The organism is Shewanella halifaxensis HAW-EB4, from assembly GCF_000019185.1.
GTDB lineage: Bacteria > Pseudomonadota > Gammaproteobacteria > Enterobacterales > Shewanellaceae > Shewanella > Shewanella halifaxensis.
The window spans coordinates 4,244,386-4,261,765 of record NC_010334.1 but is presented as its reverse complement, the minus strand read 5'-3'; the positions used below and the strand labels follow the sequence as shown (position 1 = coordinate 4,261,765).

Sequence of the window (17,380 nt, the reverse complement as noted above, 5' to 3'; positions counted from 1 at the left end):
AAGAAGCTGCCATATTTGGCAGCTTCTTTTATTTAGCTCAAGCCACCGAGTTAAGAGGGGGGATTTATACCAATTGCATTAAGTATCTGTTCATTCCGTGCTTTGAACCCTTCACTTCAATAGATAAAAATTCCGCATTATTAATGCATCAGCCTCAACAGTCCCGGATAAAAATGTCGACTTAAGAGGGTATCTAGATAATCGCCATTCTAAACATACAAGTTTCACTAAGTGAGTTTCACTCATAGCCAAAGCTCGTTAGTTTTCTTTAGGAATAAAATGAAAAAAACAATTTTAACACTGACGTTATTAATACTGATTGGAGGTTGTGGTGATGATGAACCTGTTGCGCCGTCGATCCCCTTAATTCCATTGGAGCCATCGACGCCAGTGGTTCCCTCTATTCCACTAGAGCCATCTACACCGATTAAACTTGAAATTAGCGTGTCACTAGACGGAACATTACTATTGGGGGAGCCTATTCGTTGTAATGACCAAAAGCCTAATGGTTTTGAAATCGAAATCGGCGACACGGTTTCTTGTCTCTATAACAATATGCCGCTACTAACATTCAGTGACGTGAGAGCGGATATAGCACGAGCAGCAGCGCCAACTGAGCGTAAACAATTGCTCTTAATTGATGCCGATGAATTTATCGAACACCCTGAAAATGCATCGAATGCTCAAACTCTGATTAAGACCATGGGAGTTGTGCGGGGCGGGCAAATCGATATAGAGCTATCGACATTGCAGGCATTGCAGTTTGAAAATAACTACCTCAATAATTTATCCATGGCTGAGGAGGATTTCAAAAACTTGCTAGAGCAGCAAGCCAACGATGCTCAAGCTGACAAACTCCCCTCTACCCATCTTCCCGACATAAAGCCTGAGGTGAGTACTGGTACATCTACGGATTTAAATGCTCACTTTGTCGCGGCCGATGCAGAGGCGGCATACCAGTATAAGCCTGAGCAGAATATTCTATCCACTGCGATACTGACTGACAGCCAAGGCAAACCTGTTGCGGGTATTACCTATTTCAGCCGCAGCAGCCGTGGGATTACGGACTTAGATGGTTCGTTCCAATTTTCTTGGGGCGATAGCGTCAGCTTTGGCATCGATACTTTTGAGCTTGGAGAGGTTCGCGGTAATCAGAAAAGTTACACATTGAGTCAGCTTGGCGAAGGTAATAACGGCCTCAATGCCGAGGCGTTAGTGTTACGTTATGCCACAAGCCAAGGGCAAGCTTGGCAATTGCCTGCGCGGGTTGCTGAAGTCTTTGCTAGGTATCCTAACGTGATAAATGAAATCATCTCTTTATCTCTAAGTAGTCAAGAGAAGGTGTTAGATACGGGTAATGGAGAGCAAATAATCGCTGCCAAATTTAGTAAACAATTTGAGTTAGGGCTCGCCAGAGATATTGATAGCGTGTTGTGTGACATCAACTGTCAACAAACAGCTAAAGCAAGAGAGCTATTACCTGAAGTGCAATCTGAGGGCGCAGACATTGTTAGAGCCTTAAACAATGTCACCGATGACAGTGGTCAGATTCTAGCTGACATTCAGCGTCTATGGGGCACAACATCTGATGCTGGTTGGAATAAAGTCAGTGCTTTTCATGTGTTTCATGACAGTACCAACTTTTATGGCAGTACAGGTAATGCTCGTGGTCAGGCTACCGTTAATATCGCTAACAGCGCTTTTCCTGTGATGATGGCCCGTAACGATAATAACTACTGGATCCCTTTTGGTGCTAACAAAGCGTGGGATAAAGATACCCTCGCGTATATTACCGAAGCACCATCGACAGTGGTACCTGACAAGGTCAGTGGCGAAACCGCCACCTTTAATCTGCCTTTTATCAGCATTGGTGAAATAGGTTTAGGCAAGATTATGGTCATGGGTAATGCTCGCTATAACTCAGTGCTAGTTTGCCCTAATGGCTATAGTTGGAATGGTGGCATCGACGACAAGAGCCAGTGCCGAGTCGCTAGTGACAGTGATGATATGAAGCACTTCTTCCAAAATAGCCTCAAATATCTGACTAATGGCAAGTCTGGCTACAGCGTTGGTACCAACATGCCCTACGTTTATTTTAAGCGTGGTGGTCAGGTAACAGGTGAGCAAGAACCTTTTATCATCGATCCTGTCTTTGGTGTGACGACTGAGCAGGTGGTAAGTTTTGCAGGCATTGACCCGCAAACTATGCCGCTACTCATCCTCAATGGTTTTGAATACACTATTAATACCAGCGGCAGTCACTATACTCTGCCGATGCAAGCCGATACGACTCAGCCAAAGTTGACTCAAGATGATGTCACGGCGTTAATTGATTACGTCAATAACGGCGGCAACATCATGATTATGGAGACTCTTGCTGGTACCAATAATACGGGCGCCTTGTCGCGTTTACTCGACAGTGCTGGTATTGCCTTTGGTATGGGAGGCTCAGTCGTTGCTAATGGTAACGGCCCTAGTGGTGGATATGCCGATCGCGTCCGTAACCAGCGTGGTGATGGGATCTGGATCATTGAGCGTTATGCAGCCGTAGAAGGCGAAGATGGCACACCGACATCTCCTTATATCATTAACCAAGCCGACGGCAGCGTAGATTGGCTCTATAAGCAGCAGAGTAAGCCTGATGATAAACCAAGTCTATCCGTTGCCAAATGGGTTGAGACTGATGAGGATGGAGTTGAAACGACTCACACTGCGTTTATTGATGAAAGCCAAACCGATGATCTCAATGCGGCTAAAGCGCTCATCTTGTCTGCTTTCACCAAGTCAGATGGCTCGCCTGCCTATCAGGAGTGTACCAACCCCAATTTTCATTATGAGATCAACTGCCTTGAATATAGGCCCGGTAACAATATCCCGGTTACCGGAGGCATGTTTGTCCCTCGGTATACACAGTTAGAACTGGGTGATGCACAAGCTCGCGCCATGGTAAAAGCGGCTGATTTAGGCACCAATATTGAACGCTTATATCAACATGAGCTCTATTTCCGCAGTCGAGCTCAACAAGGCGTACGCTTATCGAATGTTGATCTCAACCGTACCTATCAAAATATGACGGTATGGTTGTGGAACAATCTCGATTATCGCTATGAGTCAGGCCTTGATGATGAGTTAGGCTTCGAGCGCTTTACTCAGTTTTTAAACTGTTATAGCGACAATCGGGCTCAAGGCGGCACTCACTGCCCCGTTGAGTTGCAACAGCAGATGTTGTCATTGCAGATGATCCTCGGTCAAGAGAGTGGTGAATACAAAGGATACATGAATCCGAGTTATCCTTTGAACTACATGGAAAAACCACTGACTCGTTTGATGCTAGGCCGCTCTTTCTGGGATCTAGATATTAAAGTTGACCCACGTCTGTTCCCAGGGGAAGCAATGGGCTCTCAAGGTGGAGGACAAGTTACATTCGACTTGAGTCATAACACTGCTGCCTGGTTTGCCGGAAATCGTCAACCTACAGGGCAATGGGCTGTTGCACAGCAGTCGTTTACCGTATCGGTTAATGGCAGCGCAGACCCCGTTACCATTACTGTGGCTTTGGCCGATGATCTTACCGGGCGCGAAAAGCACGAACTTGGCCTTAAGCGACCACCGCGTATGACTCAGTCATTCACACTAAACTCAGGTGATATTGGTAGCAGCTACAGTTTAACGTCACCCTATGGCGGTTTAATTTATGTCCAAGGTCAAGGTAGCCAAGAAGGACATAATGTAACCCTGAACTTTACTGGTAGTGTCGACGCGCCGCTTTATCAGTATGATGGTAAAGGCGGACAATGGCTGAATCCGCTAGATTCCCCTGCGCCTATTGGTGAAGTCATATCTCAAAGCTTTGTTTATACCGCAGCTAAAGCCAACCTTAACGCGGCCAATTACAACGGCAGCCCAGAGCAGTTTGCTAAAGAGCTGGATACTTTTGCTGAGGATATGAATAACTTCTATAGCCGCGATGAAGCGCTACAAGGAAATCTAAACCGTAAAGCGACCGATAGTAGTATTCCAACTAATCGTCATCACTTTGTTAATGACATCGCTATCAGTATCGGAGCGGCCCACTCAGGTTATCCGGTGATGAATGCAAGCTTTAACGCTGAGAGTCATAACCTTGCGCTCACACCGTTAAACTCTTGGTTGCTATGGCACGAGGTTGGCCATAATGCTGCTGAGGCACCGTTCAATGTCGATGGTGCGACGGAAGTGGTTAACAATCTGCTCGCGCTTTATATGCAAGATAAACATCTCGGCAAGATGAGTAGAGTTGAGCAGGATATCCGCATCGCACCTGATTTCGTCGCATCTGAAAATGGTCATGCTTGGGCTGCGGGCGGCGCGGGTGAGCGTTTGGTGATGTTTGCTCAGTTAAAAGAGTGGGCCGAAACTGAATTTAATATCGATAATTGGTATTCAGAAGGGGTTTTACCCGCTTATTACGATAGCGCAACAGGTTTGCAAGGCTGGAACCTATTTAAACTGATGCACCGTTTAACCCGTAATATTGATGACAAGCAGTTTGTGCTCAAAGGCGATAATCTGTGTCATCGGCAAGAGGGTATAGGTAAGAGTGATCAGCTCTTACTCTGCGCCTCTTATGCGACTCAAATGGATCTCAGTGATTTCTTCCGCGCTTGGAACCCGGGAAGCAAAGCCTTTATTTATCCTGGTGACCTAACTCCTCAGTATGAGGGGGGGATCTCTGCGGCGGGATTAGCAAAAGTTGCCGCATTAAACTTACCTAAGCCAACACGCGATCCACTTCAAATTGACCGCATTACCGTGAGATAGTTTACTGTCAACCTCATACTAATCTCATACTAGTATTAGTAAGTAAGTATGTGATTGGTAAAATATTGGGGGCAGAGTTTGCCCCCAAATATTAATCGTCGATTGAACCCTTCTACAATTTCTTAAGATCATATCTACCATCCACATAGATGTGCTTTCTTTATGCTGATGGGTATAAGCTGTTTACGCGTAGTGCTTACTGGAGATTAATCATGTTGTTTCTTATTGGCATGGACAAAAAGTATGAGTTGATAGAGCCTTCGATAACTTGCAACTGCTTATGCTGTGAACAAGAAACACCATGGCGTTTGTACAAGGAAACCGAGTGGGCCTCACTGTTTTTTATCCCGGTTTGGCGCTTCACTCCTGACTACCTGCTGGTTTGTGAACTATGCCAATATGAGGTGAAATTGGCGCGGCCATTAGGCAAGAAACTGGCACTTTCTGAGTCTTGCGATCAGGCTTTGCATCGCAGCATTTTACATAGCAAGGTAGAGGCATTCGTCGCTGAGCATCAAGGTGCAAACAGTAAGGCTAGCAACAACGTTTGATTCGAATGAGTAAGGGGATGTTGATTAATTTATTATAACTCAGCAGTTTGGCTTTGATTTCGCAAATAAAAAGGCTGCCTAAATTGGCAGCCTTTTATCTGTTTGTTTATCGGTATTTAATTAAGCTACCAATCGATTAGCGTCCGCCTGGCTCGGCGAAACGTGTCATCCAATCTTCCACTTGGTTATACCAATAGATAGAGTTGTTTGGCTTCATGATCCAGTGATTCTCATCGGGAAAATAGATCATTTTCGACTCCACACCGCGAGTTTGTAGGGTGCGAAATAGCTCAAAACCTTGGCCGACAGGCACGCGATAATCGAGCTGACCGTGGATCACCAAAGTTGGCGTGTTAAAGTTCTCGGCAAAGTAGTGCGGAGAGATAGCCTTGTAGATCTCAGGCTTGTCCCAGTAGCTACCAAAACGAGTACTGTGCACCGAGAAATCTGCCGCCATCTGTGAGTACATGTTGTAAACGGCAGCATGAATTAGCAAGGCGTTGAATGGATGCTCTTGGCCTAGAATAATTGAGGATAGGTAGCCACCGTAACTTGCGCCACCTGCCACCATACGCTCGCTGTCGATCCACTCTTTGTCTTCAAACCAATCTGTGGCTTTAAACACATCTTCAAGTGACTTGTTCTTCCAGTCTGGGTTGATGCTATCGGCAAACTCTTGACCGAAGCCACTGGAACCATGGAAGTTCGGCCAAGCGGTGACATAGCCCCAAGAGGCAAAGGTTTGTGCATTCCAGCGGTAATGGAACCCATCGGTGATCGCACTGTGTGGGCCACCGTGAATAAGCATCATCAGCGGGTATTTCTTACTACGATCAAACCCTGGAGGGTAGTGCACCCACATCTGAATGTCCTGATCGTTATAGCCTTTGTAAGTTACCGACTCATAGGTACCCATGTCGACTTCAGCTAGAATGTCATCATTAAAGCTATCTAAACGCGTGGTCTTGCCATTACGCGGGTTAATAGTCACGAGACGTGCTGGGTATAGGAAGCTGTCGTTGGTGGTGACAATCGTGCCGTCTTTGGCCATCACAGGCTTACCAAAGTTAGTCTGTTTGGTAATGGCTTTTACCTTGCCGTTTTTCGCGTCGATATGATAGATGCGGCTGGTGGCAGCATCATCGATGGCGGCATAAAAGCCTTTGCTGTCTTTAGTCCAACCAAAGCGTGATACCGAGCGATCCCAAGTGTCGTTAATCACTTTTGGCTGACGCTTTTTCATGTCCATTAACACTAGACGCGAGGTATCGGCGTAGAAGCCGTGAATTAACTGTTGAGTAAATGCCAAGGTTTTGCCGTTAGGGCTAAACTGCGGATTGCTATTTGGCGCTTCGTTATCTGGGGTTAGATTTTCAGCTTTGTTGCTACCAATTTTAGCTAAGAAGATATCAATCTTAGGGTCAACTTCGCGGCTCTTAAGCGAGGCATCCCAGCCGTTAGCGGTAAAGGCAATCCACTGCTCATTTAGGTCAATATCGTAGCTAGAGGCGCTTTGTGATGAGCGCGGTAACTGCTGCTTTAATGGCTGAGTAATGGCTTCAATCTCGCCGCCAGTGGCTGGAATACGGAACACGTGCGCCTGACGGTCCTCATCAATCCAGTGATCGAAACTTGAGTAAGGCAGTTCATTCCATTGGTGCGCCGATACCTTGTTGTCTTTGTCGGCTTTTAGTTGGGTAGTCATCTCATCCCAGTTCTTACCTGGGAAAATACGGCTAATAAAGTAGATGTGTTTACCGACCCACTTCATGCCGTATACGCCGCCTGGCACATCAGTTAGCTTTTGTGCTTCACCTGGGCCATTCATAGGTAGCAGGTAAACTTGGCCCGCTTCATCTTCATCGCGTTTGCTGATAAAAGCCAGTGTGTTGCCATCGGGCGAGAACGTCGGTTCGCTAACCCGTAGGCCTTTTGCTGTTAATGCACGCTGAGTTGAGCCCTCTTTGTCAAACAGCCAAAGCTGGGTCGAGCCTTTATCTTCAGGTACATCATATTGAGTCACAGGCGCGATAATACGATCGCCTGACGGTGAAATAATTGGACTGCCTATACGGTTGAGCTGCCACAGCACATCAACCGAAAGCGGTTTGTTTTGCTCTGCAAATGCTGTTGCCATCGGCATTAGCAGACACAGTAACAGAATCCCGGCTTTCTTCACGAGTGGATCTCCTTGAGAACAATTTGTTTGAGATATTTTTTATTAGTTTTAGCGCTGCAAATTGCAGGCGAGCTAGTATAGCCATGAATATTGAGTAAAGGATATGAATATCAATAGGCTGTAGCAGATAGTTACAATTGGGTACAATGCCAGTACGGGGAGGTTTGAGCTTGTTTGAGGGGGGAGGGGAAGTGACTTGTCGCCTCTATATTGAGAGCTCAGTGCTGGCCGAATAACAGGGTATTCGCCCAACACCGAGTGAATGGTTTTTACATCTGGTTACGCAAGATTAAAAATCTTCGTCGTCACCGCCGAAGTCGCCAAAGCCGCCATCATCAAAGCCACCAAAGCTTTCATCACCGCCAAAACCACTATTAGCAAAAGTGTCTTCGCTAGCATACTCAGAAGCAAAGCCTGAGTTGTCATCTAAGAAGCTTGAACCTGTGTCTTCAGGCGCTGCGGTATCCGCTGCCGCTGTTTCAGTTGGCGCTTCAGTTTCAGGAGCTGCTTCTGGTGCAACTTCTGGCGCCGCTTCAGCAGTAGCTGTATCGTCGCCAAATAGTGCGTTGCTGATTAGGTTGCCTGCAACCATACCAGCAGCTACGCCCGCAGCAGTTTGCATAAAGCTACCAAAAGCACTTGGCTGACGCACTGGCTGTGGCTGCACTGGAGCTGGGTTAGTACCGCCCATCATGCGGCTTAATGTGCCACGCTCAGATTCTTTTCTGAAGTGTTCAACCTGACCCTCTAAAAAGTCACTCTTTGACTTAAGCTCTTTAAGCGCCATCTCTTGCACGATTACCGCTTGAGTTAGCTTGTAAACGATATCTTCTTGAGAAGCGATCTCTTGGCCGATTAGGTTTTCGGCTTCAGCGTCTTTTGGCTTGTTTGGGCTAGCCTTTATTTTATTGGCTACGTTTTGAATCAGTTCTTGTTCTTGTGGAGTCATGTCTTAAATTCCTAAATGTAAGGATACGTCTTTACGTATTTGATGTGCATCCTAGCCTAAGGTTCAACGTGAATGTACAACTAATAAACTCATACCTTATCAAAAGCTTAAATAACTATCAGTTAACAACAATTAACAAACAAGCCACTTTAAAAACTCACAAAGATTAAGATATTTTTATCTAAAATGAAGCTGACTTGAGCGAGTGGAGGAGAGGGATGGGAGAGGATGACAGGGGGAGTGAGGGAGAATTAAGTGATAAAAAAATGCTTACTCCCTTGAGAGTAAGCATTTTTAGTGATGATAACGCATGGGCTAATGAAGTCTTAGAAAGACATAAACAAGCCAACAACAGTCGCTGATAATAGGTTAGCAAGAGTGGCGGCTAACAGTACTTTCATGCCTACTGAAGCGATATAGCTAGACTGCTTAGGGATCATGGTGCTTAGCGCCGCGACCACCATGGACACTGAGCCGATGTTAGCAAAACCACATAGGGCAACAGTAATGATAGCAACAGATTTTGGTGACATCACTTCACCCGTGGCAGCAACCACTGTATCGCCTGAAATATAAGGAGCAAAACCTGCGTAAGCTACAAATTCGTTTAGCACTAGTTTTTGCGCGATAAAGTTACCCGCAACATTGGCCTCAACCCAAGGGACACCGATTAACCACGCGATAGGCGAAAATGCATAACCCATTAATAGCTCTAGAGTCACGTCTTTAAAGCCAAACAGTCCGCCTGCCCAGCCAATCATGCTGTTTAGCATGGCCATTAAGCCGATACAGGCAATCAAGATGGCACCTACCACCGCGGCAATTTGCATACCGGCAATCGCGCCTTTAGCAATCGCATCGATAAAGTTAGATGGTTTTTCATCATCAGGCAGTGCAGGTACATCATTAACAGGTTGCTCTGTTTCTGGGATAATCAATTTAGCAAAAAGCAGGCCTGCAGGAGCACTCATAAAGCACGCCATAACCAGATATTTAACTTCAACGCCCATACCGGCAAGACCTGCCAATACCGAACCGGCAATCGAGGCTAAGCCACCTACCATGATGGCGAAAATTTCTGATTTGGTAAGGTGTGGGTGCCAAGGCTTAACAAATAGCGGCGCTTCAGTTTGGCCACATACCGTGTTGGCGATAGCGTTCATCGATTCAGCTTTAGAAGAACCAATCATCTTTTGTAGTCCGCCACCAAGCACCTTGACCACAAAGCCCATGATGCCCATGTAGTGCAGCAAGCTAACTAATGATGCGGTGAAGATAATGGCAGGTAGAACTTGGAAAGCGAAGATAAAGCCCAAGTTTTCAACTTGGAAGGTCACTAAGTTACCAAACACAAAGCTAATGCCTTTGGCCGCAAAGCCAAGTACATTGGCGACACCGTTTGAAACGGCCAATAGCACGCTAGCACCAAAGCTGGTGGCTAGTACAAAGCCTGCAATGGTCAGCTGAATAATCAGCGCACCACCGACTGTGCGCCAGTTAACTTGTTTTTTAGCATTACAGAAAAGGTAGCCTACGATAAGTAGGGCTGTGATACCTAATAGAGATTGCAACATAATGGAGAAACCTATTCGTGAATATGATTAATTCAGTGAGTTAATTAAGTTGGTTGATTCAGTTGATTGAATAAGCTGGTTAAGCGTTCAACATGCTGTTGAGCTAACTGCATTACCGTGTTTTGATTGCCCCCCTCATCAACCGTGGAGTTCATTTCAAAGGTGATAACCGTATCGACAATCTCCATCTGTGCGGCCTTGATAGGATGTACAGCGGCTTGTAGGTACTGTTCTAACGGCAGGAAGTTAAACTCGCCCGCTTGATATGAACTTTCTGTTGCACCACAGGTGATAGATAAAATCACCTTCTTGTGTTTAAGCTTGTCTCCTTCGGGGCCGAAGGCGAAGTTATAGGTGAAGACTTCATCGAACCATAGCTTCATTAGAGCTGGGTAGGTTGACCAATAGAGTGGGAACTGCAACACGATGATATCGGCTTGTGTCAGTAACGCTTGTTCGGCTTGAACATTAATTCGATAGTTTGGGTATATCTCATCGAGTTTATGGATCTTAAACAGACTTGTTGTATCGAGTCGCTTAAGGATTTCGCTGTTAGCAACGGAGCGACTGAGATCGGGGTGACCCGAAATCAGCAATACCTTGCTGTTGATGTCTTTCATTTTTTCTACACTTAAAATTAGTCAAAAGTAATGTCAAAGTGCTCACAGTCTCCTTAGAAATCGATGTTTCTAGGATGCCTATATATTGATAAAAAGTTTTATAAAACAGCTTTTTAAACAGCAGTATAAAACGGCTGAGTAAGCGTTATATTTTAGGTCTAAATCTGCGGCGCGCTAATATTACATAGCAGCTTGATAAAGTAGATTAGCTTGAGTCGATATTGGTATTAGAGTCACATTTAACAGCGATGTTGAGTGTGGTGAATGAATAGTTTGAATAAAAAACTGTGAAATATGGGGAGAGAGTGAGCAATAAACCCTTGTTTAACAACTCATTAATTAGTTTGTGGTTAATTGTGGTTAATAGTACTTGAATCCGGTTAGGGACATTCATCGAGAGTTATAGGTCGTCATCGTTAGGTAAGGATTGGGGGCTAGTTAGACTTTCTTCTTAACGAGATATCGCCGCTGATAATGTTAGCTCGCTCTCCCGTCAGACTGACCAGTTTTGCTTCTATGTGCATCGACATCGGGAATTGGCTATCGGGCTGCTTAATGATGACTTCAGCATAGGTACGATAGCGGTTAGAAAGAAAGTAATAGGTTCCCTCCCACTCACAATCGAAGTAAAAATGTGGCTCACTGAGATTGATATTCTCTAGACGATTTTTAGAGTGTCTCAGATAGTTATCTGTGGTGATAATGCTGCAAGTATTATTAGGGTTGCCATTACCAAATTTGAAAATAAGTGCTGACTTGTCTTTAAGCTTACCTTGAGTACCGCCTAGGTATTTGTTGAGCTCAATCGTTGTCGTACTTGCTGTCGTATTCGCAACAGCATTTACCGCTGTATTTATTGGGGCGGTAGCCTGGAACGGTGTCGATATAAACAGTAGTAATGGGGAGATATAGAGCAAAGTACGCATGATTTACTCCTTTTTTTTTCCTATGTTTAATGCGATTTTCTAATATTGTTTTTGATAAACATACTCTTAAGTTGTCAGGAGTAGACTTGATTATGGCTGCTTTAAAAACGTAAGTCTAGAAGCTTCATTTGTGGAGAAATAAGTTTGGTTACAGCAGAGAGGGGCTAAAGCTGAGGGACAGAAAGTGTCTCTGTCCCATTTACTTAGCGTTTTTTCGCAGCAGAAATTTAGTGAATGCTTTGGTGGCTGAATCGTAAGTGCTTGGCATCTTTTATCAGCCTGACAAAATTTTCTCTGCTCATATGAACTAGACTGTTGTGATCGCCCGCCTCAAAATAGATCTCCTTAGCTTCGACTAACAGATCGTCGTAAACCGTCTCTAGGTTGTAGATCTCACCTAAAGAGGGGATAGCGCCTTTTTGGCAGTCACCAAACATCTCGTAGACCTCTTTCTCCTCAATTAAGCGCAGATCTCGGTTGAGCTTGTCTCCTAATGTTCGCAGGCTAACTTTATGATTGGCAGGCAATACCGCCATCACTCTGCGACCTTCATGATCCTCTAATATCACCGCTTTGGCGAGCTTCGATGGGGGAATATTGGCCGCTATTGCAGAGCTTAACGAGCTAAAACTATGGGGGTGAGGCACAAGCTCGTAGTCGATTTTGTTGTCATGCAGGTATTCATTTAATCGGGCTGAAATAGACATAGTGTTACCTCTTAAAAGCCAAATGACGCTATCTATGATTATAGTTCAGAGGTATCGAAATAGACCGAATAGTGCGAGCTGCTAAGGATAGATATTGGCAAGAGATGATGACATTGCAAGGGGAGCCGTTGGTGGCCGCCCCCTCACAAATAACCCAGAGTTAAGTCTGTTATCTAAGCATTCTATTTAAGTGCTTTTTTTAAAGTGCTTTTTTTAAAGTGCTTTTTAAGTGCTTATCTCAGTACTTTACTCAAGAACGCCTGAGTTCTGGCCTCTTTAGGATTGCTAAATAGCGCCTCGGGCTCGCTGTTTTCAACGATAACGCCGCCGTCCATAAAGATGACTCTGTCAGATACATCTCGCGCAAAGCCCATCTCATGGGTGACAATCACCATGGTCATCCCTTTTTGCGCCAGCGATTTCATCACATCGAGGACATCACCCACCATCTCAGGATCCAGCGCCGAGGTTGGCTCATCAAACAGCATCAGCTCGGGTTTCATTGCCAGCGCTCTGGCGATGGCGACTCGCTGCTTCTGGCCACCCGATAGGCTAGAGGGGTAAGCATCGGCTTTCTCTTTTAGGCCGACTTGTTCCAGCAGGGCCATGGCTTCGATATCGGCTTGTGCTTGCGTCATTAGCTTTAGCTTTACAGGTGCAAGGGTGATGTTCTGTTTCACCGTCTTATGGGGAAACAGGTTAAAATTTTGAAACACCATGCCTACTTTTTGTCTTAGCTTGTCGACACAAGCTCCTGCAGCCGATATCGATTGGCCATCGATGATGATTTCACCCTGTGTAGGTTGTTCAAGCAAGTTGATACAACGCAGGAAGGTACTCTTGCCGCTACCTGAGGGGCCAATAACGCTGACGACTTCGCCATGGTTAATCTGCTCACTAATCCCCTTTAGCACTTGGTTATCGCCAAAGCTTTTATGTAAATTATTAATCTTAATCACTTTGTTTTAACCTCGTTTCGAATCTAGACAGAATAAAGGTGAAGATATAGGTCAGTAGCAGGTAGATCAGTGCGCAGGTAAATAGCGGTACACTGTCTTCGAAGGTACGGCTACGGATGATCTCGCCGGCACGCATTAGATCTACGCCGCCAATAAAGCCAATCACAGCGGTTTCTTTGAGTAACACGATAAACTCGTTACCTAGCGATGGCAGAATATTCTTAATTGCCTGAGGCAAAATCACCTCTTTCATGGTCGCTGCTTGTGATAACCCTAGCGAACGTGCCGCTTCCATTTGGCCTTTATCGACGGCTTGAATACCGGCTCTAATGATCTCAGAGATATAGGCACCACTATTAAGACCGAAGGCAATTACTGCAGCGGTGATCTTATCCACATCCAGTGCGGCTAGCACAATAAAGTAAAGGATCACTAACTGCACAACTACTGGTGTACCACGAATAACGCTAACATAAAAATTGGCGGGCCAGCGCAGGTACCACTTCGATGACATCTTCATCAAGGTGGTTGCCACCCCGAGAATTGAACCGATAATCATGGCGAAGAAGGTCACAATCAAAGTAACTTTAAGGCCATTCAGAATAAGATAAATTCCGATTAAGCCATCTTCGCCTATGGGGGTAAAAAGTGAGGTGTTAATTGCATCTATCATTACCGGCTCACTTCATATGCTTGTTAACGATGGCGTCATAGCCACCGTTTTGCTTCATGGTGCTTAAGCTGGTGTTGATGCTGTTTAGTAGTTCAACTTTATCTTTAGCCACGGCAAAGCCGTAAAACTCTGGTGAAAAATCCAGTTCAACCATTTTTAGCTGTGGATTCTTCTCCAAAAAGCTGATGGCGGGTTCGCTGTCAAACAACACCAGGTCAACCTTGGCATTTTTTAGCTCCATCACGGCTTCGAAGCCTGAGTTGAAGGCGGTCACCTGTTGGCTGTAGCTTTTCGCCATGATGTCGCCTGTCGAGCCAAGTTGTACCGCGATATGCTTATCTTTAAGATCATCTAGGCTATTGATGCTGTTGTTATCTTTATTGACCAGCACCATCTGGGTGGCTTCATAGTAAGGCTCGGAAAAGTTAACACTTGCTTGGCGCTCTGGAGTGATGGTCATGCCCGAGGCGATAAAGTCGACCTTGCCTGCATTGAGCGCCACGATCAGCGAGTCAAAATTCATGTTTTCCACTTTTAGGGTTTTGCCTGCATCTTTCGCTATTTGACGAGCTAAATCGATATCGAAGCCCATTATCTCATCGCCGCTAGCGCCACCTACATATTCAAAAGGCGGGAATGAAGCATTGGTGCCCACAACAAGTACATCATCACTCTTACCGCAGCCTGTTAACATTAATGCGCCTGTTAAACCTAAGCTTGCTAAAACCAATACTGACTTCTTCATTTTTAATTCTCTTAATCAAAATACTCAACTGGCATCGACTATAAACGGATGTAAAACAAAAGCAATGTTTATGCGATATTTTTGATTAAAAATTCAAGTAAAAACGGTGTGATTGATTAATGATTAATCCGCAAGCCTGTTTGTTAACACTAATTTAACAGTGTTTTGCGCTTAATTCCGATTTTCACTTAGTATTGAAAGTAATTTGGTGTTGAATAATAATTCATTTTAGGTCGGGTAAGGTTGAGTGCGAAATACTTGTTAAAGTTAATGGGGAGAGCCGTTTTTAATAATAGTGTTTGTCAGGTTAAAGGCGATGAGGTTCGAGCTTTTTAGAAGGAGTCATGTTGGCTACAACTCAAGAACATGCCCAGCTAGAACTGGGCATGTTTATACCAATTAAATATGTGATTGGTATTAGTATTAGTATTAGTATGGAACATTGGTACAGGCTTATTTACGACAGGTTCGGGATCCCGGCTTGCCGCCACAATTACCAGAACAACATTCGGAGCCTAGACTACAGCTGCTACCTCGAATAGCGCAGCTTCCACCACCATCATCGCTATTGATTAAGCAGGTGAGTGATAGGCTGCTATAAGAGGCGTATGCGTGAACCGCAGCATTGAGTGTTGTAGCATCACTGGATGGCGCGCCAGTGGTGCAGGATTCGTTCGAATCTTCTGAGTAACTACCACACTCGTTATTATTACTGTTTGGATTCGCTTCGGCCAGAGCATTAAAGCGCAGGTAGAGGTCAGCATCACCATTGCTGCACGAGGTAGAGCAGGTTACGGTTTTACCCGCGCTAACCCCCTCTAAGAAGTAATGCTGGATCTCACCAGAGCTGGCGCTTTGATCATTCATTACGACCTTGTCGGTTAGCTCAATCGGCGTGCTGGATTCGGGAGGAGTATTGCTAGGGACCCCAACAGCATCCCAAGCGAGGTGTATAGATGTCTGATGATCGCTACTAAGCTGGCCTCCATCGAAGAGTGCTTTAGCTTGGAGAGCCGTACAATAACGGGCGGAGGCAAAGTTTGAGCTTGGGGTTAAACAGTTGATATTAGCTGCATAGAAAATGGCAGCAGCATCGTCAAAGCCTATGCCTGTGACGGTCACTTCAGGTGTTTTGTTGCGTGGGTGTTGGCCGCCATCGACTAGAAGTTGAAACGCGAGGTTCGCAATGCCTGAGTTCCAATGCACACCACCGTTATCGGATGAGCCTGTATAGCGGTCGGGGTAATAGTCATAATCCCCCATACTTGCCGGGTCGGCCATATTTCGCAGTGCGTCCCCCGGGGCTCCTGGCGTATAGATATCCTCACCAATAAGCCAGATATCACTACCCGCAGCCCCCTCTTGACGGTCGACCATGGCACCAAAGATATCTGACCATGCCTCATTGAGCGCGCCGGACTCATTTTGATAGATAAGTCCTGAAGAGCGTTCTGTCACGCCGTGGGTAAGCTCATGAGCAACCACATCGGCATCTTGCGACAGGGGAGCGAAAGTCACCCCGTCACCATCACCATAGGTCATCTGACTGCCGTCCCAGAAGGCGTTATTATAGTTACGGCTGTAATGTACTCGTGACTTTAAGGTCATACCTGCATTATCGATGGAATCGCGACCATGGTTATTTAAATAGTAATCATAGGTGGCGATGGCATAGTTATGAGCATCATCGATTGCCTGATCGCCGCTAGAGATAGTGTCTGAGCTGGTCGAGACGCTTCTACAGCGTCTTGTTTTCTGGTTACAGTCTTGAGTAATGAGCGAGCGGCCATACATAATTTGCGGATGCCGAGCGGCGACTTTACCGGTAATGGTATCGACAAATACTAAGTCTCGCTGGGGTCCCTCATAATTGACATATTTAAAGCTTGCCTTCCAAGTCAGGTGACCGAGTCCATCGCGACCAATCACATAGTTAAGTTCAGGGGGGCTAGTGCGAGTGCCTTTGATGTTGGCCTTATTAAATGCGTCACTGGCTTTAATGTTTGGCTTAGTGGGGAGGCCTGCGCTAGGAATAAAGTCTCCATTTATAGCGTAAATAGAACCATTGGCATCGGCGTGAACCACCATGCCTGCACCTGCAACGGGTAAGCCGTTGAGCTGCTGCTCGAAACGTATATGGACTCCGCCTGTTTTATCTTTCATGACTTTGGTCGCGGTCATCTCTTCGTCGCCATCGGCAGCAAATTTCTCGTTTAATAGTCTATTTAGTGAACTCTTAGCCGAGGCGTGCAAGCTAGCTTTTGAGGCGGTGTTAAGACTTCCTAGATCACCAGTGACTAATATTGGGGGATTGGCTTTGCCTTGGACTTTCTTCGTATCTTGAGCGCCCGCAAAACTTGTAAATAACACAGCAAGCAGCACTAACAATAGAGTGAACGAACGGAGTTTAATTGACATGAACCTTGCTCCTTTCTGGGTGATAGGGTGGGGCATACATGACTCTATATATACGTATTTACATAGCAGTAGCATCTGTTTTTAATCTAGCTAATGCCGCTAACAGAGCTCTTAATAGCTAGAGCCTTAGGGTATTCGTCTAAGGGTATTAGTATAGTCAAAATCGACGCCCTCCCAGTATTCCTCGTCGCTTTAGATATATTTCGTTGGTTAATCAAATGCCTACTTACATAGGAGACTTTTCAGTCTTTAATTGTTTTTACCCATATGATTTTAGCT

12 protein-coding genes are annotated in these 17,380 nt (G+C 45.4%); 2 read left to right on the top strand and 10 right to left on the bottom strand.

Features of this window, described 5'->3' with window-relative positions:
* Positions 1-279: 279 nt before the first annotated feature.
* Both SHAL_RS18075 and SHAL_RS18070 read left to right on the top strand, forming a co-directional pair.
* Positions 280-4,800 carry an SslE/AcfD family lipoprotein zinc metalloprotease gene (locus SHAL_RS18075; protein ID WP_012278559.1) on the top strand — a complete coding sequence of 1,507 codons (4,521 nt, stop codon included), beginning with the start codon at positions 280-282 and terminating at the stop codon, positions 4,798-4,800.
* 212 nt (positions 4,801-5,012) lie between these two features.
* On the top strand, positions 5,013-5,351 hold the full coding sequence (locus tag SHAL_RS18070; protein ID WP_041416101.1) for a zinc-ribbon domain-containing protein: 339 nt from the start codon (positions 5,013-5,015) through the stop codon (positions 5,349-5,351).
* Between the two features lie 136 nt (positions 5,352-5,487).
* Here SHAL_RS18070 and SHAL_RS18065 read toward each other — a convergent pair whose 3' ends face one another.
* The 10 genes from SHAL_RS18065 to SHAL_RS18020 form a co-directional block, all read right to left on the bottom strand.
* Positions 5,488-7,530 carry a S9 family peptidase gene (locus tag SHAL_RS18065; protein ID WP_012278557.1) on the bottom strand — a complete coding sequence of 681 codons (2,043 nt, stop codon included), beginning with the start codon at positions 7,528-7,530 and terminating at the stop codon, positions 5,488-5,490.
* A gap of 289 nt (positions 7,531-7,819) precedes the next feature.
* On the bottom strand, positions 7,820-8,479 hold the full coding sequence (locus SHAL_RS18060; RefSeq protein ID WP_012278556.1) for a DUF2076 domain-containing protein: 660 nt from the start codon (positions 8,477-8,479) through the stop codon (positions 7,820-7,822).
* Positions 8,480-8,805: 326 nt separating this feature from the next.
* Entirely contained in the window at positions 8,806-10,053 is a 1,248-nt protein-coding gene (locus SHAL_RS18055; protein ID WP_012278555.1) for a NupC/NupG family nucleoside CNT transporter, read from the bottom strand.
* Positions 10,054-10,097: 44 nt separating this feature from the next.
* Positions 10,098-10,673, bottom strand: coding sequence for an NAD(P)H-dependent oxidoreductase (locus SHAL_RS18050; protein ID WP_012278554.1), 576 nt, complete (start codon positions 10,671-10,673; stop codon positions 10,098-10,100).
* A 434-nt stretch (positions 10,674-11,107) separates the two neighbouring features.
* Positions 11,108-11,599, bottom strand: a complete 492-nt coding sequence (locus tag SHAL_RS18045) for a hypothetical protein (protein WP_012278553.1) — start codon at positions 11,597-11,599, stop codon at positions 11,108-11,110.
* 227 nt (positions 11,600-11,826) lie between these two features.
* Positions 11,827-12,306: an aminoacyl-tRNA deacylase gene (locus tag SHAL_RS18040; protein ID WP_012278552.1), complete on the bottom strand. Its 480-nt coding sequence runs from the start codon at positions 12,304-12,306 to the stop codon at positions 11,827-11,829.
* A gap of 233 nt (positions 12,307-12,539) precedes the next feature.
* Complete coding sequence (locus SHAL_RS18035; RefSeq protein WP_012278551.1) at positions 12,540-13,265, bottom strand: amino acid ABC transporter ATP-binding protein; 726 nt, start codon at positions 13,263-13,265, stop codon at positions 12,540-12,542.
* The gene (locus SHAL_RS18030; protein WP_012278550.1) at positions 13,258-13,938 is read right to left on the bottom strand and encodes an amino acid ABC transporter permease; all 681 of its coding nucleotides are present in this window, start codon (positions 13,936-13,938) and stop codon (positions 13,258-13,260) included. The genes SHAL_RS18035 and SHAL_RS18030 overlap by 8 nt, the downstream gene beginning before the upstream one ends.
* 7 nt (positions 13,939-13,945) lie before the next feature.
* Entirely contained in the window at positions 13,946-14,683 is a 738-nt protein-coding gene (locus tag SHAL_RS18025) for a basic amino acid ABC transporter substrate-binding protein (protein ID WP_012278549.1), read from the bottom strand.
* Positions 14,684-15,136: 453 nt separating this feature from the next.
* Positions 15,137-17,101 carry a M4 family metallopeptidase gene (locus SHAL_RS18020; RefSeq protein WP_012278548.1) on the bottom strand — a complete coding sequence of 655 codons (1,965 nt, stop codon included), beginning with the start codon at positions 17,099-17,101 and terminating at the stop codon, positions 15,137-15,139.
* Positions 17,102-17,380: the final 279 nt, after the last annotated feature.